Here is a 19564-nt window from a genome sequence, read left to right as displayed (position 1 = left end):
ATATTAAATTCCAATATTTATATTTCCAAATTCCAAATTTATACCGTTGGAATTTGGAAATTTTTATTAGTACATACTACAGGAAAGCATTCCAAATAAACATATTTTTTTGACGTTCGTTTTCTTCTTTGTTATCACCATAACTAAACCAATCTTTTGTTTTTTCTTCAATCAATGACTTTAAACCTGTAAAATCATAGGTTTTTTTGGCTGTAACAGGAGTTATTTCTGCTGCATTACTATAACTAACATCAACCTTTGTAGCAATATACGAAGTATACAATCTAGGAATAGTAAGTCCTAAAATCATACCCGGCAAACCACTTATAGAACAAGGACCGCCTGAAATGGTGATATCATCGGTGTAAAAGGCAAAAACATAAACATCATTCATAATTTTACCTACCGCTTTTCGGCAATTATAACCTGCTATTTCTCGGTTTTCATTAGTAATTTTCCATTCAATTTTAGGAATACTATCGGCAATGACAAAATTTGTCCCTACAATTTGTTTTTGCATGTTCATTGTTCCTGTATTGAAGTCAAAATACCAACTGTTTTCTTCATCTACTTCTTTGTAATATTTTGGAATTCTGGTTTTTGGGCTCCATCTGTTGAATTTGAAAACACTTTTATTATTCGCAAAAGTATAGTTGAAATAGGATATTTTTAAATCCGAAAGATTCTCTTTCATCATCTCGTCCCAACTATCATTAGTCATCGTTTTTTTTAGATTGGTACTCACTTCAAATTCAATAACCGCCTTTTCTACAAATTGCTGAGCAAAAGTAGTTGTTGTAAATAATAGCGCTGTAATTATATAATATAGTGTCTTCATCATTTAATAAGTTATGGGTTATAGGTTATGCGTTATGAAATAGTCATTAAAACTGTACAACCTAATTAATTTATTTCTTTGCTTTATCTGCTCCATTTTTAAAATTCCAAGTAAAGCCTACCATCACATATCGCTTCAATCGGTCGTTTTGTTCCTGACTAATGGTATTTTGATACACATTTCTTTGTATACCAATATTTTGATTTAAAATATCTCTAATCATTATATAAGCTGTAAACTCGTCTTTCTTAAAATTACGTTCCAACCTTGCATTCCACAACTGACTGGTTAAATTATCCTGAAAATCAACTGTTTTTTGTCTAGTATTTAAGCTGTAATCAGTAGATAACTTCCATTTTTCTGCAAAATATACACCTACAACTAAATCTAGGGTGTTTGTATTGAACGATTTGATTTCCGTATTTTGAGTGGTGCTATTTCGATTGTAGGTAAATTGATTACTTAAACTAATATCGTATTGTTTTTGTTTTGACTTATTCAAATAAACCGAAAATCCCGCATTCAGATTCTCTGCTTTACTCATATTGTTATTAATGCTTAAAATTGACTTATTAAATCCAAAAGAAGGACTAAAATCAGCTCTCAAATCTATTTTCTTAATTTTAAATCCATAACCCATATAATAATTTCCAGAAAAATTTCCATTAGTATTAATTGGTTTTGAAGTAGTTTTAGCCGTTTGAGTATCTATTACACTGCTATAAATAATAGCGTTTGTTGTTGTACTAAATGAAAGCCCTTGATAGATTTGAGTTTCAGAAAGCATATCATAACTACTCTGACCTATGTTTATATTATTTGTAAAAGATTGTTTTAAATCAGGATTACCCAAAGTTTGATTAAAAAAGTCTTGATTGTTTCTTAAAGGCTGCAATTGATCCAGTGTAGGTTGTCTAGTGTAACCTTGATAATCAAATCGTAAATTACTATTGCTTTTATATCGGTAAGTGAACGTTGCAGCTGGAAAAAAATTAGTATAGCTTCGCTTGTACTCCTTTTCCATTGTTTTATCGAATAAATCAAAAGTGGTGAAACCAAAACCACTTCCAATACTGTAATTGATTTTTTTGTGTTATAATTCAGTTTTAAATTGGGTCTGTGTGTAATTATGTCCTGTTCAAATTCATTAGACAATGCACTTACTAGTTGATCATACTTTCCGGAAGTTTCTGAATAATCATAAGTAAAATAGTTGTTTTTACCCCTATCATAATTTAACTGATAAGCAAATTGTAAAGAAAGTTCTTTTAATAAAGGTTCAGAATAACTTAAGCCAACAGCTAAATTTTGATTGGATCTATCCCCTATTTTATTCTGATCAACATCTACTTTAGAATCAAAATTTCCATCTATATAACTTTCGTTGGATGACTTTAAAAAATTATTAGAGTTTGTATTTAACCTACTCCAACTACTATTTAAAGTAAAAGTACGTCGCGGTTTGGCAAATTTGTGTTTGAATAACATACTTGCTGAAAGTGATGTCTTATCCGAATTTGTTGAAGACATCCTTTGTTGTTTATTTTTCAATATACCGCCATCACCTGTGGTACTACCCTGCGTAAAATCATCACTTGCGGTGTCATAAAAATTAGTTTTAGCAGAGAATTTTATAGAATTTACCGAATCTAATTTTACATCATAAACTGCACTCAATTTAAAGTTGCTTCTGTTCACGTTTGTTACAGTGGCTCTTTCTTGATTTAATTGCGTATCTCCAATTTGAGTTTGCGAAATACTACTATTATTGTTTGTGTAAATTTGTTTATTGAATTTTGGCGAAACATTTAGGTTTTGTTTATCGTTCCATTTGTTCGTGTATTGTAAACCTGCATTTGTGTTTTTAGTAAATCCGTTTTGTGTATTTATATAGGTTTCATCATCATTATTGCCCCCTGCCCATTCGTAACTTACATTTCCATCATCATCCATGTTCATACTCCAGCTGTTATCGCGAGCTCCAAATTTCTCACTATCTTCCCATCCCAAACCATCTTGGCCCGTATTTCCATTTAACAAAAAGGCAGAAAGTTTTCTTTTCCCTTTAAAAGTACTAAACATTAAATTTGTATTGTATCGGGAGTCGGCATCAGTAAAAGGCTGATTAGCGCCGTCAATTTTTCCAAAATATCCATTCTTCTTGTCTTCTTTTAATTTCAGATTAATTGTTTTTTGAGTTTTACCATCATCAATTCCTGTAAATTCGGCTTGCTCACTTTTTTTATCAAAAACTTGTACCACTTTTACCGCATCAGCCCTCAAATTTTTGACAGCCATACCAGGATCATCACCAAAAAATTCTTCTCCGTCCACCAACACTTTTTGAACGGTTTGACCCATTGCTTTTATAGCGCCATTTTTATCAACTTGAATTCCGGGTAATTTTTTTAATAGTTCTTCAACATTAGCGTTCTCACTCACTGCAAAATCACTGGCTCTATAACTTGTCGTATCACCTTTTATTCTAATGGAACCCGATTTAACTACAACCTCTCTTAATACTTCTATTTTACTTTTTAAAACAATATTATCTAACTTTAAATCCTTTCCATTGACATTAATGACATCTACATAATCTGCATATTGATTATGAGAAGTCATCAAAATATAATTTCCAGATTTTACCTCTTTGAAATTAAATTTACCCTGTTTGTCTGAACGTGTAAATTGATACAAAATGGAATCGGTAGGTGTTAATAATGCTACAACCGAATTATAAACAGCTGATTTATCTTTACTATCCGTTATTAAACCAGAAACACTTACTTTTTGAGAAAAAGCCGAACATGATATTAAAAGTAAAATTGTTGTAACTAAACCCAAGGTTTTTTTCATAAATACTTTTGCTTTAAAGTAGTAACACTGCTTAATTCTCAAAACAGACTAATACCAGTTAAAAAATAGTGTAAAAAACAGACGTATTAAAAAGTAAAATTAGCATTATATACTTACAAAAAATAAAGAGGATTGTTAAAAATAATATAAAACTATTCTTTCATAAAAAAGGTCGTAAAAAAACAAAAATATTCTAAACAATTTAGATACAATTGGATAGAGCCGATAGGATAGAATCAACAGAAATAGTACGCATAGCGTCTTCATAACCTTCTACTCTTTTGTTTCCATATATTGAAGTAGGTAATTTTGGAAACAAATTTCTATCGGAAACCAAGGCATTTTCCAATGGCTGATTAAATGGGGAAAAACCGGCAAAAGGATGAGTGGCTCCCCAAAGCGTAACCACTTTTACACCCAATAGGGCAGCAATATGAGCATTTCCGGAATCCATGGAAAGCATCACGTCAAGATTACTAATCAATTCTAATTCTTGCTGAAATTTAATTTTTCCAGCTATAGTAATGACATTATCATAGGATGCTGAAATCGATTCTAAAATTTCAATTTCTCTTTTTCCTCCACCAAAAAGAAGTATTTTATTAGAAGATTTTTTTGCTAATTTAGCAATAACTTCTTCCATTAAATCCAAAGGATACACTTTAGAATCGTATTGTGCAAAAGGTGCTATTCCAATTAATTTTTGATGATTATCCCCTATAATTGCTTTAATATCATCCGTTAAAACAGCTTTGTCAGGAAAGTTAGGATTAGATAAATCAATGTCAAAACCCAATTGTTCAAACACTTTTGTATGTCTTTCAAACATAGTGGGTAATTGTTTAAACACTTTATTTTCGGCTGCTGTTAGTGCTTTTTTCTCAGCACGACCTTTATCTACAGCAGCTACTTTTTTTCCGCTCAAGGCAAAAAGTGTACGCACCACTTTAGAACGCAAAACATTGTGTAAATCGGCAAAAGCATCGATTTTTAATTGTTTCAGGTCGGCAAATAATCGAAGTAAGCCCAAAAAGCCTTTATGACGTTCTTTATCATCAAAAGCAAAAAAACCGATATTGGGTATCGTTTCAAAAAAAGGCTTGAAAAACGGACGGGAAATAACCGTTATTTTAATATCCGGATGTTGTTTTACAAAGGCTCGTAAAACAGGAACCGTCATGGCGACATCTCCCATAGCGGATAGTCTCATGACGGCTATATGTTTAATTTTTTTGACAATTAATTAATGAAATAAAACCATTAAGAAAATAAGAATCATTAAGTTTTACTTAATTGGTTTAATCCCTTAATGGTAAAATTGTATTTTTATTTTTTTGCCTGATACAAAATCGGGTTCAATTCATCATCATTGTACATTTTCATTTGTTTGTACACTTTCATGAATTTATCACCATTTTCAATATCAGTCAACAAATCATCAATAGCAGTTGACAAATCGGTTCTTTGTTCCAAAAGAACATTTAATTTTTCCTGACATTTATCTCTGTGCTCCTGAGTAGCTTCTGCACGTGTAGCTTCTTCTTGCATGTGATAAATTTTTAAGGCTAAAATAGACAAACGGTCAAAAGCCCAAGCTGGACTTTCAGAGTTGATTTTGGCATCATCTTTTACAACTACCTTGCTGTATTTTTGCAAAAAATAACTATCAATATATTCCACCATATCGGTACGTTCTTGATTAGAAGCGTCAATTCTTCTTTTCAAAGTCAAAGCGGCAACTGGGTCAATTTGTGGATCACGAATAATATCTTCAAAATGCCATTGAACCGTATCAATCCAGTTTTTTAGATATAATAAATGTTCAAACTGATCCTTAGGATAAGGATTGTTTATCGGTTGGTCAACATTATCAAATTGGTGATAATCTTTTATACTTTGTTCAAAAACGGAATAAGCTAATTTTGAAAACATCTCTATATTTTTATTTGGACAAAGATACTTTTTATACTTTTATAAAAAAATAAGAATTCTATTTTATATTCTTCATTTCAAACCCAAAAAAATCAATTATGCAAATTCATTATTTATCAGAAAAGAACAGCATTCTAAATCATTTTTTAGGAGAAATAAGAGATGTTAATGTTCATAATGATGCCATGCGTTTTAGACGAAATATAGAACGGATTGGCGAAATCATGGCTTATGAAATTAGCAAAAATTTAGAATATAAAGAAATAGCTATTCAAACACCATTAGGTATTAAAAAAACAACTCAAATTGCCAATTCAGTGGTGATCTGTTCGATTTTAAGAGCGGGTTTAAGTATGCATTTGGGCTTTTTAAATTATTTTGATAAAGCCGAAAATGGATTTATTTCGGCCTACCGCTACCATCCTAACAATGATGATTATTTTGAAATAAAAGTTGAATATCAAGCCATAGCCGATATTAATGACAAATATCTTTTACTTGTTGATCCAATGCTGGCAACTGGACAATCTATTATAGCGGTTTATAAACGTTTGATAGAAAGAGGAACTCCCAAAGAAATTCACATTGCAGTAACTATTGCAGCTCCAGAAGGAATAGCCTATTTACAACAACATCTACCCGAAAATTGTCATCTTTGGATTGCTGCATTAGATGAAAAACTCAATGAACACAGCTACATTATTCCCGGTCTGGGTGATGCTGGTGATTTGGCCTACGGAATCAAATTATAATTGGGAGAAAAAACAAAATAAACTACACAAAATTAAAACGCCTAAAGCCAACTCTTGATTCAATTTTTGTTGGGGCATTTCGATATGTGCCGTTGTTATCATTGCCAAAGGAGCTATGGTAAACAATAATAAATCATTGCTCTTATTAGCCGAAATTACATAAATACCAACCGCAATAAAAAAAGCAAACAACAATTTTTTAAACGATGCATGCAATTGCAAAGGTCTGGAAGATAGCGTTGTTACCATTGAAAAAACAAATACCAAAGCAACCGTAGCATAAATAGAAAGTGCGGCATTTTGATAATTATTAGTAAAATAATCAATACTAAAATTCATTTGAACACCATTAGTTATATAAGCTATAACATCTGCATTAAAAAGCAATGAATACATGGCAAATAAAATAACTATTGCAAAAAAAGCAATAAATGGTAATAGCCAGTTTCTATAATCGCCTATAACGTGAGCAATGATTGAAATGAATACCAAAATCAAATACAAAATAGACCAAAAATGGAACAATGAAGCCACTAATATCCAAAAAGAAGCATCAAATATTTTTTCTTTAGACGCTTTTTGAGACTGTAAAGAAATCAATCTTCGAAGCGCCAAAAGAATAAAAAAGTTAGCAAATACTACATTAATATTGTCAAAAAGACTGGGAAAAAAAGAAAAAACAACAAGAAAAATAAAACCGTATAAGCACTGTCTTTACTAAGTCCGTTGCGTTTTGAGATAAAATTAGTAAGCAATGCCGAAAACAAAATCAACAACCCAATGCCTACTTTTTTAGCTATTGAAATCGCCGAATGAGACCAAGCTAAATCTTGCATTTGATAGATAAAATCAAAAAACAATATCAAAAATACTACTAAGGAAAAATTTAATGGTGTAGATTTTTTAAAAACACTTGTAATCATAAGGATATTTTATACTTTTGTGACTGTAAATATACTACTTGTTCAAATAAGGAAACGAGTTAAGACAAAATTATTATTCGCATAACGATTTTAGATATTTACTTTTCAACGATTAATAAAATTTAAATTCTATATCATGAAGGCATTTTTCGAAGGAATACAATCACTTTTTGTTGATTTTCTTTTCAAACCATTAGATTGGTTACGCTCTTTAGAACTTGTAAGCTGGTTTGGAGCTAATACTTTAAACTGGATTTTTATGATTATCTGTTCAGCAGCAATCGTTTATTGGATTAAACAATTACGTATTTTTGATGATGCTGGAACTGAAAATCAAGATACAACAGCTCACTCTTTCTTGAAATAAGAAAAAGTCAAAATATAAAAAAGCCGTCTCGTTCAAAAAATGAGACGGTTTTTTTATACCATTAAATTTTATTTAAACCATTAAGAAATTAAGAAATTTAAGAATACACTTAATGAAACTTAACTTCTTAATGGTTTAATTTTAAAACTAATGTTTTTTTTAATCTTTAACTTTTAAGAAAAAAAGCAGCAAACCGAAGAGCTTACTGCTGTTTAAAAATTGTATTTTTTTATTAGTTCTGTATACTAAATATTTAGTTTCAACTAAACTAAATCGAAACCAATATCTTTTCTGTAATACACATTTTCCCAGTTGATTTTTTCCACATTTTTATACGATTGTGCTAAAGCTTCCAGGAAAGAATCACCATAAGACGTAATAGCCATTACACGACCTCCATTAGTCACTACATTTCCATTATCAAATTTAGTTCCTGCGTGAAAAACTATTGAATTTTCAACTTTATCTAAACCTGAAATTACTTTTCCTTTTTCGAAATCTTCCGGATAACCACCAGAAACCATCATTACGGTAGTAGCACTTCTTGGATCAATTTTTAATTCAAATTCGTCTAATTTTTCATTGGATACAGCTAAAAACAACTCTACTAAATCAGATTGTAATCTTGGTACCACAACCTCAGTCTCTGGATCTCCCATTCTCACATTATATTCAATAACCAATGGTTCGTTTTTCACATTGATTAATCCAATGAAAACAAATCCTTTGTATGGAATTCCATCTTTTTGTAATCCCGCAATTGTTGGTTTTACAATGCGTGTTTCAATTTTTTCCATCAAAACAGCATCTACATAAGGAACCGGAGAAACCGCTCCCATTCCGCCTGTATTTAATCCTGTATCTCCTTCGCCAATACGTTTGTAATCTTTGGCTGTTGGTAAAATTTTATAGCTTTTTCCGTCAGTTATTACAAAACAGCTTAATTCAATTCCGTCCAAAAACTCTTCGATAACTACTTTTGAACTGGCAGCACCAAATTTTTGTCCCACCAACATATTTCTTAATTCCGATTGCGCTTCGGCTAAATCTTGAATAATCAACACTCCTTTTCCGGCAGCTAAACCATCTGCTTTTAATACATAAGGTGGTGCCAAAGTTGCTAAAAAGGCACATCCTTGCTCAACTGTTTCAGCCGTAAAACTATCGTAAGCAGCCGTTGGAATATTGTGTTTTACCAAAAATTCTTTGGCAAACTCTTTACTTCCTTCCAATGTTGCTCCAATTTTTGATGGACCAATCACTGGAATATGACTTAAAGCAGCATCATTTAAGAAAAAATCATAAATACCTTTTACTAATGGATCTTCAGGACCTACAACAACCATTTCGATATTTTCTTTGATAACCAAAGCTTTAATCGCTTCAAAATCGGTTACAGCAATTGCTACATTAGTGGCAATATCAGCTGTTCCAGCATTTCCAGGTGCCATAAAAAGAGTATCGCAAAGCGGACTTTGAACCATTTTCCATGCAAATGCATGCTCTCTTCCTCCTGAACCTAATAGTAATATATTCATGTCTTAAAATTTTAATTGAAAACTCATTTTTAGAGTGCTGCAAAAATAATTGCTTTTGAACGTAAAAAATAATTATTTAGTAAAAAGTTGTCGATTCGCGACCTTAAGTTCTTGTTATAATATTATTTTTGAAGAAATAACCGTTTTCATGTTTTCTATTTTCGACCTTTCGCTGCAACTAAATGCCTTTCCTATCAGAAAAGCAAAATCCGATTTGGACAAAATAGTCGCTCTTTCTCCAACGGAAAAAAAACAATTTATTGAAAATCAGAAACAAGCAATTGTAAAATATCATTTAGAAAACAATACCTTTTATCAAAAGTTAGTTGGCTCTAAAGACTGTAAAAACTGGGAAGATTTACCCATTTTGAATAAAACCAATCTTCAGGTTCCTCTTAAATCAAGACTTTCAGAAGGTTTTACTTTAAAAAATTCCTATACCAATAAAACTTCAGGATCGAGCGGTGAACCCTTTATTTTTGCCAAAGACAAATATACCCATGCCCTTACCTGGGCGTCTAATATGTATCGTTTTGGATGGTTTGGCATTGATTTTAACCATTCGCTTCAAGCCCGATTTTATGGAATCCCATTGGATTTTATTGGAAACAAAAAAGAGCGAATCAAAGATTTTCTGGCCCATCGTTATCGCTTTCACATTTTTGATTTATCGGATGTGGTTTTAGAAAAAATGGTCGAAAAGTTTCAGCATAAAAAATTCGAATACCTCAACGGTTACACAAGTTCAATAGTTTTGTTTGCTAAATTTTTGCGTAAGCGAAACCTCATCTTAAAACAAATTTGTCCTAGTTTGAAAGTATGTATGGTCACTTCAGAAATGCTTTTTGAAGAGGATCGAATCTTACTTGAAACGCAATTTGGGATTCCTGTTGTCAATGAATATGGGGCTTCGGAGCTGGATTTAATTGCTTTTGAAAATCCGCAAGGCGAATGGCAAATTAATTCCGAAACCCTTTTTGTAGAAATAGTAGATGAAAACAATCAGGTTTTACCCTATGGTCAAGAAGGACGCATTGTGATTACTTCCCTGTTCAATAAAGCACATCCATTTATTCGATATGATATTGGAGACATTGGAATTTTGGACGAAAAAAGTACTTTGGACAAACCTATTCTAAAGCAACTTATTGGTAGAACAAATGATATTGCGGTTTTGCCAAGCGGTAAAAAATCGCCGGGATTGACGTTTTATTATGTGACCAAATCCATTATTGAAGACGATGGAAACGTCAAAGAATTTGTTATCAAACAAAGAAAAATAGACCATTTTGAGATTGAATATGTCAGCGAAACCACATTAGATTTAGCACAAATTCTAAAAATAGAACAAGCGATTACTTTGTATTTAGAACCCGATTTGCATTTTACATTTATTCGAAAAAACAGTCTGGAAAGAACCGCTAGAGGAAAATTGAAGCAATTTACTTCTTTTTTATAATGTAAATAAATTCATATATTAGTTGTTTCTAAATAGGAAACAATGGATTCTAAACATATTCTTTCAGAAGAAACAATTACTAACACTATTTATTACATCAGAAATCAAAAAGTGATGTTAGATAGGGATTTAGCAACTCTTTATGGTATTGAAACCAAAAGACTTAATGAACAAGTTAAAAGAAATTTAAGTCGATTTCCTGAAGATTTCATGTTTCAACTTACGGAAAACGAATTTCAAAACTTGAAGTCGCATTTTGCGACTTCAAGTTGGGGAGGAACTAGAAAGTTACCTTACGCATTTACGGAACATGGTGTTTTAATGCTGTCCAGTGTTTTGAATAGCGAAAAAGCCATTCAAACGAATATACAAATCATGCGTATTTTTACCAAAGTGAGACAAATGTTACTAGACACCACCGAAATGAAATTGGACATTGTACAAATCCAGAAAAAATTGGAAAATCAGGGTAAAAATATTGAATTGGTTTTCTCTTATTTAGATGAGTTAACCGAGAAAAAAGAAGAAAAGCCAAGAACCAAAATTGGTTACAAAAAATAATTAAATCCTTTTTATGACTATCCGTTTCTTATACCAATCATTGAGAATGGCACACTGATGAAACGGATTTAACAGATTATCGCAGATTGTGATTCACAAAGAGCTACAAAAATCCGTTTTTATCTGTTCAATCAGTGTCACCTGCCTGACGGCAGACAGGTCTGTGGTCTATTTTTTATTTAATCCGCTATGAGGAGAGTCATAAATCCTTTTTATGTAACTTGGTTTTACAAACAATTGCGTAAACAAAAATCCAAGCATACAAAAAACCGAAACCAAGACATTAAATCCGTGAAACTGTCTATAAACCGCAAAATTATATCGGATTAATTCGGTTTTTGAAGTGGAAAGTGAATTGCTTCGTAAACGGTAAAAAGCCAAACTTTCAGGTACCGGTTTTGCTATTTTTATCTTTTTCAAAATGCTGAGCCAAAGCATCCAATCCTGACGTTTTCGGATACTGGAAATGCTTATTTTCCCAAAATAACCCACATCATAAATTCCGGTTAAATTCCCCACATAATTGCAAAAAAACAATTGCCAGTACGATAAATTTCGGGGAGCTTCTACCCTTCTTCCTAATGCATCTCCATCTTCATCGATACATTCATAAAACGAAAAAGTAAAAGGCAAATCATTTGATTGCATGAAAGCAATTTGCTTTTGGAGTTTTTCAGGCTTCCACAAATCATCAGCATCCAAAAAAGCAATGTATTTTCCTTTGGCTTTCGCCAAAGCAGTATTTCGGGCTATTCCTGTTCCGGAATTGATTTCCAACGGATAAAATTGAATCCTTTTATCCGTTAGAAAAGTAGTAATTATTTTTGGTGTTGTATCCGTTGAACAATCATCTACTAAGATAATTTCCCAGTTTTGATAAGTCTGATTTTGAACCGATTGAATAGTATCCGAAATGTATTTTTCAGCATTGAATGTTGGAATAATAACAGATACTAATGGGCTTTCCATTTTATTTGATGTAATCGGTAAAGTCCTTATGTTCTTCTTTTGAAAGTTCTTCTGGAGACAAGGATTTGAAATATTCATACGTAATTTTCATCCCTTCGGCACGGTTAACTTTTGGTTCCCAACCTAATATTTCTTTGGCCTTTGTAATATCTGGTTGGCGTTGTAATGGATCATTAACCGGCAAAGGATGATACACTACTTTTTGATCTGTTCCTGTTAATTTGATGATTTCTTCGGCAAAATCTTTAATGGTAATTTCGTCCGGATTTCCAATGTTTACTGGATACACATAATCGGAATGCAACAAACGGAAAATACCTTCGACCTGATCATCTACATAACAAAACGAACGCGTTTGCATTCCATCTCCAAAAATGGTTAAATCCTCACCACGAATTGCCTGCCCGATAAAAGCCGGAATTACACGACCGTCATTGAGACGCATTCTTGGTCCGTAGGTATTAAAAATTCGTACAATGCGGGTTTCTACACCGTGAAACGTATGATACGCCATCGTAATGGATTCCTGAAAGCGTTTCGCCTCGTCATACACTCCGCGAGGACCAATAGTATTCACATTACCATAGTATTCTTCCGTTTGTGGATGCACCAATGGATCGCCATAAACTTCAGAAGTGGAAGCAATCAAAATTCGAGCTTTTTTAACTCTTGCCAAGCCTAACAAATTATGTGTTCCTAACGAACCTACTTTTAAAGTTTGAATTGGAATTTTTAAATAATCAATTGGACTGGCTGGTGAAGCAAAATGTAAAATATAATCCAACTCACCTGGAACATGCACAAACTTGCTAATATCGTGATGATAAAATTCAAAATTTTCCAGTTTGAACAAATGCTCGATGTTTTTTAAATCACCAGTGATGAGATTATCCATCCCAATAACATGATAGCCTTCTTTAATAAAACGATCGCACAAATGAGACCCTAAAAATCCCGCAGCTCCAGTAATCAGTATTCTTTTCATAGTTGTATTTTAACCGTTGCAAGGTATAAAAAGCATTCCAAATACTCACTCCTCATCTATTGTATATTAAAAATTTGTTCTAAAATTTTTATGGTAATCAAGTACGTTGATTTTACTCCTGTAGTTCCCAATCCTCCAGAAGCTAATGTACTTCCGGTTTCCAAAGGATTATCCGAAGCATAATAGGCATAACGAACTTTGACGTCTTTCGGGATACTTTTTCGGATTTTGGATGCCGATTGAATTGCTTTTTGATAATGCGAACCTTCCATTTCTAGTCCAATCACGCCCCAAGTAGAATCATGGAAAAACTTCAATAAATCCCTATTTTGCAATGAAGTTCCTAAAACCGTAACCATGGCACCTTCGTAAACTGCAATACCGTTCCCCTGAAACATGGCAGCCGTTAATTCATTTTCAAAATAATAATTATCCGCAGTCCCTTCGTTGATGTGTGCATTCGGAATCATAATATCTCCTTTGCCACCTTCTAAAATTCCTGCTTTTCCCATGATTGAAACCGATTCGACATTTAGAAAAACATTCTTTTTATATGGTTTTAATAACTCATCTACCGTTTCATAAGCCTGTTCACCAAAGGCATAATCCATCACAACTAAAACCGGTTTTGGACCTTCAAAATTAGCTTTAGGAAATGAAGTCTTTGTCCAATCGATTTTGGCGGTATCAAAAATTTGTACGTCAATGTTTGTTCCTTCAGTTTCCGGTAAAAAAATCATTCCTTGTTCTAAGGCCAATTCTTTAACGGCATTTCGAACACCATTGGCAGTTGGTTTACTCAATTCTTCAAAAATCTCAAAATCCGATTTGACTTTAAAAATGGATTGTAAGGCACTTTTCGCGAATATAGAATTCATCACCGAATGCATATTAGCACTTATCACATGAATAGGACGATCTAAAAGATGATTTGTCTTTAAAACCTCCTTGATATTTGTAGCCCAAATTTCGCCATGAATATGATGCCCTAAACGCTCTCTGAGAATCGGACTAAAAGTGATCGTTCTTTTATTGTTATGCACTACCTCATCAATGGCTAATTTACCCAACCAAAAAATGATGTGTAAAAAACGATCTGGCATTTCTTCGGTTCCAAAATCATCATATATTTCTAACACATCTTCAAAAGTTCTTGCCAGAATATTTGCCGCGTGCGAAATAGCGATTTCTTTTTCAATTAAAGACAAAGCTTCGTCTTTCAAAACTGCTTGTTCTAGTTTTATCCAATCTCTGGAAACTTCGCCAGAATCGTCAATTAAAGCTCTGTCTTTGATTTTGTGTGATTCAATAAAAATAAAAGTCAGATGCGTCAAAATATCGTAAATATCCGAACGTCCACGGGTGATTTCCACGTTCATTTGTTCCTCGTCAATTCTATAGCAATTGCGTCTTCTTTTAGGAGGAACTATGGCTTGAAAGTGTGATTTGGAATAGCCTTCATCAGAGGTCAAATTGATATAACGACATTCTTCGATACCTATTGGCAATCGCTCAATCACGTATAAAAGTCCTTTTAATTCTACTTTTTCATCGGCTATATTTCCATAAATTTCCGGACGCAACGTCATCAAAGCGTCACGCAAAGAATCGCCAGAAACGCCCATCGGTTTATAAAAACCTCTGCTGAACAAATGACGCATGGTTATGTACATTTTTTCAATAGCAGCCGAAGATTCCTGAGCTCGGGTTCTCGATATGTTTATGGATTCTTTCATGGTATTTTAATTAAAAAAATCAGCGATTTTTCTATCATTAGACAATCGCGGAATTTTATTTTGTCCGCCTAATTTTCCGATGGATTTCATGTAGTCTTGAAAACCATTTTTAGGCACTTTGGTAATGACTACTTTTTGCAGAATGTTCCCCACAATCAAGTCATCATAATAAATATTTTGTTTGCGCATAGCGTTGTCTATCGCTTCCGCAAATGTGTTCATATCTACCGGTTCATGTTCGAACTCAATTAACCATTCGTGAGAACGGTAATCCTTCAAGCGGATTAATTTGAGGAGCAACCGTAAACTCATTCACACGAACGTCTGTCCCTTCCATCGCTTCCTGCAAAGCACATTCTACTTCTTTACCAATAACATGTTCTCCAAAAGCCGAAATATAATGTTTGATTCTTCCCGAAACAATTACGCGATAAGGCGCTAATGAAGTAAACTGTATCGTATCGCCAATATTATAACGCCACAATCCGGCATTAGTAGAAATAATCATCACGTAATTCACGCCTAATTCTACTTCACCAATGGTATAGGATTTAGGATTTTCTGAAAAGAATTCTTCGGATTTTATAAATTCATAGAAAATACCTGAATTCAGCAATAACAACATTCCTTTTGCTGCCTGGGAATCTTGATAAGCAAAAAAACCTTCTGAAGCAGGAAACAATTCGATACTATCCACTTTTCTTCCAATCAGGTTTTCAAACTTGGCTCTATACGGTTCATAATTCACGCCACCGTAAATAAACAAATTGAAATTTTTGAAAATTTCGCCCACCGGCTTCTGCCCTTTTTGTTGCAAACGTTCAAAATACATTTGTACCCAAGAAGGAATTCCAGAAATCACGCTCATATTCTCATTGAAAGTTTCTTCAACAATGGCATCAATCTTCGTTTCCCAATCGTCAATGCAATTGGTTTCCCAAGATGGCATACGGTTTTTTTGCAAATATTTCGGAACAAAATGTGCTACAATTCCGGAAAGTCGTCCAAACTGAATGCCGTTTTTTTGTTCCAAAATGGGACTTCCCTGCAGGAAAATCATTTTTCCATTTACAAAATCGGCTTTGCCTGTTTCATGAATGTAGGATAAAATGGCATTTCGAGCCGCTTCAATATGATAGGGCATGGATTCCCTAGTTAGCGGAATGTATTTAGCTCCGGAAGTAGTTCCGGATGTTTTAGCAAAATACAAAGGTTTGCCTTTCCACAGCACATTTTCTTCGCCTTTTACTACCTTTTCTACATAGGGTTTTAAATCCTCATAATCCCGGATAGTAACTTGATTTGTAAAATCTTCAAAAGTTTTGATTTGTTCAAAATGATGGTCTTTTCCAAATTGGGTTACTTTCGCTTCTTCGATTAATTGTTCAAAAACGGCCTGTTGCGTAGCCACCGGATTTCTAGCCCAAGCTTGTGTTTTTTTGTGAATATATTGCGCAAATAATTTTGATACTATTGATTTAATTGACATTTTGATTGACTGATTAAAATGGTTGAAGAAAAAAATGGATTGAATTTAAAACTATTTCTTCTTCTTCTTTGGTTCAGCAGACTCCTGTGCTTTTTTATTTTCTTTTTCTACTTCGGCCCTCAATACTAACTCGGCTTCTGAAGGCGATAAATCTGTTTTTGGTATCGAATCTACTGCAACTGCTAAGATGGAATCTTTATTGAATTTAGCATAGTCTAATTTACCCGTTAATACTTTTTGTATGGATGAAATATAAGCTTGGTTTTTCTTTAAAATATTGGTTAGCGAATCTGATTTTAAGGCTAATTCCATGGCGTCTTTTTTCAATTTGGTAGAAGAATAACCCGGAATAAATTCGCGCAATGGTGTAAAAGCAATAATAAAAGTGGTTACTGCAATCAGGAAAATAGCTCCTAATGATGCCACCACAAAAACATTCATCAGGGTTAATTTTAAAGAAAAGGTTTCCTCAAAAGTATCCTCATTCAAAATAACCAAACGGTTTTTGGTGAACAGTTTTTTGTGTAATTTTTTTCTCTTTAGCCTTTTTTCGGACATACTTTTTGCTTTTTCACAAATATACTAATTAAAGTCAATCCCTGTGCTTTGTAGGCATTAGCTTCTAGTTATAAATGTTTGAAAAAAATTAAATATTTTTTAACGCCATATAAATTAAATAATTACCCTAAAATGAATTCATATTAATTTATTCTATTTACATTTGTAGCTAGTTTTTAATACAAATTTGCTTCGGCATAAATTATTCAATCATGGGAAGATTTGGAGTTACAGAAATCCTTGTTATACTGGCAGTAGTTTTATTACTTTTTGGAGGTAAAAAAATTCCAGAATTAATGAAAGGTCTTGGTAGTGGAATTAAAGAATTCAAAAACGCTGCAAAAGACGATCAAAAACCAGCCGATAAAGCTGATACTAAAGAAGAAGAAACTAAGTAAAAAATTCTTTTTTTATCAAAAATTCAGATTCGAGAAGTTTAACTTTCGAATCTGGATTTTTTGTTTTTTTACAAAATCATTGTCAGTTGGATACGTTTTCGGTCTTCGTCAACTTCGGTTACTTTTACCTGAACCTGTTGGTGTAATTTCACTACTTCGTTTACATCGCTAACAAAACCGGACTTCAATTGTGAAATGTGAACCAATCCGCTTTCTTTTATTCCTAAATCCACAAAGCATCCAAAATTGGTAATGTTATTCACAATACCGGGTAAAACCATACCTATTTTCAAGTCTTTTATGGTTTTTACATTTGGGTCAAATTCAAAGATTTTAGCTGCTTTTCTAGGGTCTAATCCCGGTTTTTCCAACTCTTTGATGATATCCTTGATGCCTAATATTCCAATGGTTTCATTGGTGTAATTTTCGGCTTTTATTAAGGCTGTTTTTTCTTTATTGGCAATCAAATCATTTACAGAAATTTTCAAATCTTTCGCCATTTTTTCCACAATTTCATAGGCTTCCGGATGTACCGCCGAATTGTCTAATGGATTTTTTCCTTCCTTAATTCGAATAAAAGCAGCCCCTTGTTGATAGGCTTTTTCACCTAAACGTGGCACTTTTTTCAGTTGTTTTCTATCTTGGAAAGGTCCGTTTTCCGAACGGTATTGCACAATATTTTCGGCCAACTTCTCTCCTATTCCACTCACATAACTCAACAAATGTTTACTCGCCGTATTAATGTTAATACCAACGGAATTCACACAACGAATCACTGTATTATCCAGTTCTTCTTTTAATTTACTTTGGTCCACATCATGTTGGTACTGTCCTACGCCAATCGCTTTTGGGTCAATTTTTACCAATTCGGCTAAAGGATCACTCAAACGACGACCAATAGAAACAGAACCTCTTACTGTAACATCATAATTAGGAAATTCTTCTCGGGCAATTTTAGAAGCCGAATATACCGAAGCTCCAGCTTCTGAAACGACAAATACCTGAATTGGCTTATCAAAAGCTATTTTTTTTATGAAAAATTCGGTTTCTCGAGAAGCTGTACCGTTTCCAATAGAAATAGCATCAATATTATAGGCATTGACCATCGAACGGATCTTTTTCATAGCCATTACCGTCTCATTTTGTGGCGCATGAGGATAAATGGTTTCATTGTATAATAAATCGCCTTTTTCGTCAAGACAAACCACTTTACAACCACTTCTAAATCCCGGATCAATTGCCAAAATACGTTTTTCTCCCAAAGGTGGCGCTAACAACAACTGACTTAAATTGGACGCAAAAACCTGAATCGAATTGGCATCAGCCTTAGCCTTAGCTTCTTGTAAAGTTTCATTAGAAATAGCAGGCTGTAACAAACGTTTATAACTATCTTCAATTGCCAATTGTACATGAGGAGTCGTACTATTTTGGCCTTTTAAAACCAATTCGTCAATAATATCATAGACTTCATCAATATCGGCCTCCACTTTGAACTTAATAAATCCTTCGTTTTGAGCACGTAACATCGCTAATAATCGATGAGAAGGTGCTTTTGAAATTGGTTCTGACCAATCAAAATATTGCGAAAATTTTTGGGCTCCCTCCTCTTCTTTTTTGGATTTTACCACTTTGGTTGTTATCGTTGCTTTACGTTGATACAATCGGCGTAATTGTTTACGAACAAAAATGTTTTCGTTAATCCATTCGGCAATAATATCTCGTGCTCCCTGCAAAGCTTCTTCTTCATTTTGCACATTTTCGTTTAAATATTTGGTTGCCAAAAAATCAACATCATCATTGTTTTGCGCCATGATGATTTTAGCCAAAGGTTCCAATCCGTTTTCACGAGCCACATCAGCTTTTGTTTTTTTCTTCTTTTTATAAGGCAGATAAAAATCTTCTAATTCTTGTAAATCAAAACTTTGCTCAATTTTTTTCTCTAATTCAGGCGTTAAGGCTTTTTGTTCCTCTATTGATTTTAATATGGCTTCTTTGCGTTTTACAATTACTTCGTACTCTTTTTGAAGTTTAGCAATTTGTTCAATCACCGTTTCATCCAGATTACCGGTTTTATCTTTTCGGTAACGGGAAATAAAAGGAATGGTACAGTCTTCTTCTAATAATTGAACCGTATTTTGAATGTTTATTGCTGCCGTAGCAACGCTTTTGGAAATGAATTGTATATTGGTCATTGTAAAATTTT

At 33.2% G+C, this 19564-nt stretch carries 17 protein-coding genes and 1 pseudogene; 5 read left to right on the top strand and 13 right to left on the bottom strand.

The annotated features are described in order from the left end of the window. Positions 1-76: 76 nt before the first annotated feature. The 4 genes from P5P90_RS09595 to P5P90_RS09580 form a co-directional block, all read right to left on the bottom strand. Positions 77-841, bottom strand: a complete 765-nt coding sequence (locus P5P90_RS09595) for a GLPGLI family protein (protein WP_278034486.1) — start codon at positions 839-841, stop codon at positions 77-79. A gap of 67 nt (positions 842-908) precedes the next feature. Further along, a complete protein-coding gene (locus P5P90_RS09590; protein ID WP_278036507.1) occupies positions 909-1910 on the bottom strand; it encodes an outer membrane beta-barrel protein in 1002 nt (333 codons plus the stop codon). A 1986-nt stretch (positions 1911-3896) separates the two neighbouring features. Beyond that, positions 3897-4904 (bottom strand): glycosyltransferase family 9 protein, encoded by a 1008-nt coding sequence (locus P5P90_RS09585; protein ID WP_278034485.1) that lies wholly within the window; start codon positions 4902-4904, stop codon positions 3897-3899. A 116-nt stretch (positions 4905-5020) separates the two neighbouring features. Next, on the bottom strand, positions 5021-5626 hold the full coding sequence (locus tag P5P90_RS09580) for a DUF4254 domain-containing protein (RefSeq protein WP_278034484.1): 606 nt from the start codon (positions 5624-5626) through the stop codon (positions 5021-5023). A gap of 98 nt (positions 5627-5724) precedes the next feature. On the opposite strand from P5P90_RS09580, the gene upp reads away from it, so the two are divergent. After that, a complete protein-coding gene (gene upp / locus P5P90_RS09575) occupies positions 5725-6378 on the top strand; it encodes a uracil phosphoribosyltransferase (RefSeq protein WP_278034483.1) in 654 nt (217 codons plus the stop codon). On the opposite strand, the gene P5P90_RS09570 is transcribed toward upp, so the two are convergent. Both P5P90_RS09570 and P5P90_RS09565 read right to left on the bottom strand, forming a co-directional pair. Continuing rightward, positions 6373-7026 (bottom strand): DUF6427 family protein, encoded by a 654-nt coding sequence (locus tag P5P90_RS09570; RefSeq protein WP_278036506.1) that lies wholly within the window; start codon positions 7024-7026, stop codon positions 6373-6375. The genes upp and P5P90_RS09570 overlap by 6 nt on opposite strands. Next, positions 7017-7301: a hypothetical protein gene (locus P5P90_RS09565; RefSeq protein ID WP_278034482.1), complete on the bottom strand. Its 285-nt coding sequence runs from the start codon at positions 7299-7301 to the stop codon at positions 7017-7019. The genes P5P90_RS09570 and P5P90_RS09565 overlap by 10 nt, the downstream gene beginning before the upstream one ends. A gap of 136 nt (positions 7302-7437) precedes the next feature. Here P5P90_RS09565 and P5P90_RS09560 point away from each other — a divergent pair, with 136 nt between their 5' ends. Next, the gene (locus P5P90_RS09560) at positions 7438-7668 is read left to right on the top strand and encodes a DUF6341 family protein (RefSeq protein ID WP_278034481.1); all 231 of its coding nucleotides are present in this window, start codon (positions 7438-7440) and stop codon (positions 7666-7668) included. A 263-nt stretch (positions 7669-7931) separates the two neighbouring features. Here P5P90_RS09560 and purD read toward each other — a convergent pair whose 3' ends face one another. Then, entirely contained in the window at positions 7932-9206 is a 1275-nt protein-coding gene (gene purD / locus P5P90_RS09555) for a phosphoribosylamine--glycine ligase (RefSeq protein WP_278034480.1), read from the bottom strand. A gap of 148 nt (positions 9207-9354) precedes the next feature. Here purD and P5P90_RS09550 point away from each other — a divergent pair, with 148 nt between their 5' ends. Together P5P90_RS09550 and P5P90_RS09545 are read left to right on the top strand one after the other, a co-directional pair. Continuing rightward, entirely contained in the window at positions 9355-10665 is a 1311-nt protein-coding gene (locus tag P5P90_RS09550) for a phenylacetate--CoA ligase family protein (RefSeq protein ID WP_278036505.1), read from the top strand. 42 nt (positions 10666-10707) lie between these two features. Next, positions 10708-11226 carry an ORF6N domain-containing protein gene (locus P5P90_RS09545; protein WP_278034479.1) on the top strand — a complete coding sequence of 173 codons (519 nt, stop codon included), beginning with the start codon at positions 10708-10710 and terminating at the stop codon, positions 11224-11226. 168 nt (positions 11227-11394) lie between these two features. Here P5P90_RS09545 and P5P90_RS09540 read toward each other — a convergent pair whose 3' ends face one another. The 5 genes and pseudogenes from P5P90_RS09540 to P5P90_RS09520 form a co-directional block, all read right to left on the bottom strand. Continuing rightward, positions 11395-12195 carry a glycosyltransferase family 2 protein gene (locus tag P5P90_RS09540; protein WP_278034478.1) on the bottom strand — a complete coding sequence of 267 codons (801 nt, stop codon included), beginning with the start codon at positions 12193-12195 and terminating at the stop codon, positions 11395-11397. A gap of 1 nt (position 12196) precedes the next feature. Beyond that, positions 12197-13180 (bottom strand): UDP-glucuronic acid decarboxylase family protein, encoded by a 984-nt coding sequence (locus P5P90_RS09535; protein WP_278034477.1) that lies wholly within the window; start codon positions 13178-13180, stop codon positions 12197-12199. 56 nt (positions 13181-13236) lie between these two features. After that, positions 13237-14916 carry a DUF6909 family protein gene (locus P5P90_RS09530; RefSeq protein WP_278034476.1) on the bottom strand — a complete coding sequence of 560 codons (1680 nt, stop codon included), beginning with the start codon at positions 14914-14916 and terminating at the stop codon, positions 13237-13239. 6 nt (positions 14917-14922) lie between these two features. Continuing rightward, positions 14923-16405, bottom strand: a pseudogene (locus P5P90_RS09525) (GH3 auxin-responsive promoter family protein). 51 nt (positions 16406-16456) lie between these two features. Beyond that, a complete protein-coding gene (locus P5P90_RS09520) occupies positions 16457-16963 on the bottom strand; it encodes a peptidase (protein ID WP_278034475.1) in 507 nt (168 codons plus the stop codon). Between the two features lie 212 nt (positions 16964-17175). On the opposite strand from P5P90_RS09520, the gene P5P90_RS09515 reads away from it, so the two are divergent. Beyond that, the gene (locus P5P90_RS09515; protein ID WP_278034474.1) at positions 17176-17361 is read left to right on the top strand and encodes a Sec-independent protein translocase subunit TatA/TatB; all 186 of its coding nucleotides are present in this window, start codon (positions 17176-17178) and stop codon (positions 17359-17361) included. A gap of 68 nt (positions 17362-17429) precedes the next feature. On the opposite strand, the gene P5P90_RS09510 is transcribed toward P5P90_RS09515, so the two are convergent. Next, on the bottom strand, positions 17430-19553 hold the full coding sequence (locus P5P90_RS09510; protein WP_278034473.1) for a Tex family protein: 2124 nt from the start codon (positions 19551-19553) through the stop codon (positions 17430-17432). Positions 19554-19564 lie beyond the last annotated feature (11 nt).

This window comes from Flavobacterium nitratireducens, from assembly GCF_029625335.1.
Taxonomy (GTDB): domain Bacteria; phylum Bacteroidota; class Bacteroidia; order Flavobacteriales; family Flavobacteriaceae; genus Flavobacterium; species Flavobacterium nitratireducens.
Note: the sequence above shows the minus strand (reverse complement) of the source record. Positions and strands in the feature narration are given on the sequence as shown.

Excerpts from the sequence above, each read along its gene's own strand:
- P5P90_RS09595 (WP_278034486.1), bottom strand. The coding sequence starts at position 841 with ATGATGAAGACACTATATTATATAATTACAGCGCTATTATTTACAACA.
- P5P90_RS09585 (WP_278034485.1), bottom strand. The coding sequence starts at position 4,904 with ATGAGACTATCCGCTATGGGAGATGTCGCCATGACGGTTCCTGTTTTA.
- P5P90_RS09580 (WP_278034484.1), bottom strand. The coding sequence starts at position 5,626 with ATGTTTTCAAAATTAGCTTATTCCGTTTTTGAACAAAGTATAAAAGAT.
- upp (WP_278034483.1), top strand. The coding sequence starts at position 5,725 with ATGCAAATTCATTATTTATCAGAAAAGAACAGCATTCTAAATCATTTT.
- P5P90_RS09565 (WP_278034482.1), bottom strand. The coding sequence starts at position 7,301 with ATGATTACAAGTGTTTTTAAAAAATCTACACCATTAAATTTTTCCTTA.
- P5P90_RS09560 (WP_278034481.1), top strand. The coding sequence starts at position 7,438 with ATGAAGGCATTTTTCGAAGGAATACAATCACTTTTTGTTGATTTTCTT.
- purD (WP_278034480.1), bottom strand. The coding sequence starts at position 9,206 with ATGAATATATTACTATTAGGTTCAGGAGGAAGAGAGCATGCATTTGCA.
- P5P90_RS09550 (WP_278036505.1), top strand. The coding sequence starts at position 9,355 with ATGTTTTCTATTTTCGACCTTTCGCTGCAACTAAATGCCTTTCCTATC.
- P5P90_RS09545 (WP_278034479.1), top strand. The coding sequence starts at position 10,708 with ATGGATTCTAAACATATTCTTTCAGAAGAAACAATTACTAACACTATT.
- P5P90_RS09540 (WP_278034478.1), bottom strand. The coding sequence starts at position 12,195 with ATGGAAAGCCCATTAGTATCTGTTATTATTCCAACATTCAATGCTGAA.
- P5P90_RS09535 (WP_278034477.1), bottom strand. The coding sequence starts at position 13,180 with ATGAAAAGAATACTGATTACTGGAGCTGCGGGATTTTTAGGGTCTCAT.
- P5P90_RS09530 (WP_278034476.1), bottom strand. The coding sequence starts at position 14,916 with ATGAAAGAATCCATAAACATATCGAGAACCCGAGCTCAGGAATCTTCG.
- P5P90_RS09520 (WP_278034475.1), bottom strand. The coding sequence starts at position 16,963 with ATGTCCGAAAAAAGGCTAAAGAGAAAAAAATTACACAAAAAACTGTTC.
- P5P90_RS09515 (WP_278034474.1), top strand. The coding sequence starts at position 17,176 with ATGGGAAGATTTGGAGTTACAGAAATCCTTGTTATACTGGCAGTAGTT.
- P5P90_RS09510 (WP_278034473.1), bottom strand. The coding sequence starts at position 19,553 with ATGACCAATATACAATTCATTTCCAAAAGCGTTGCTACGGCAGCAATA.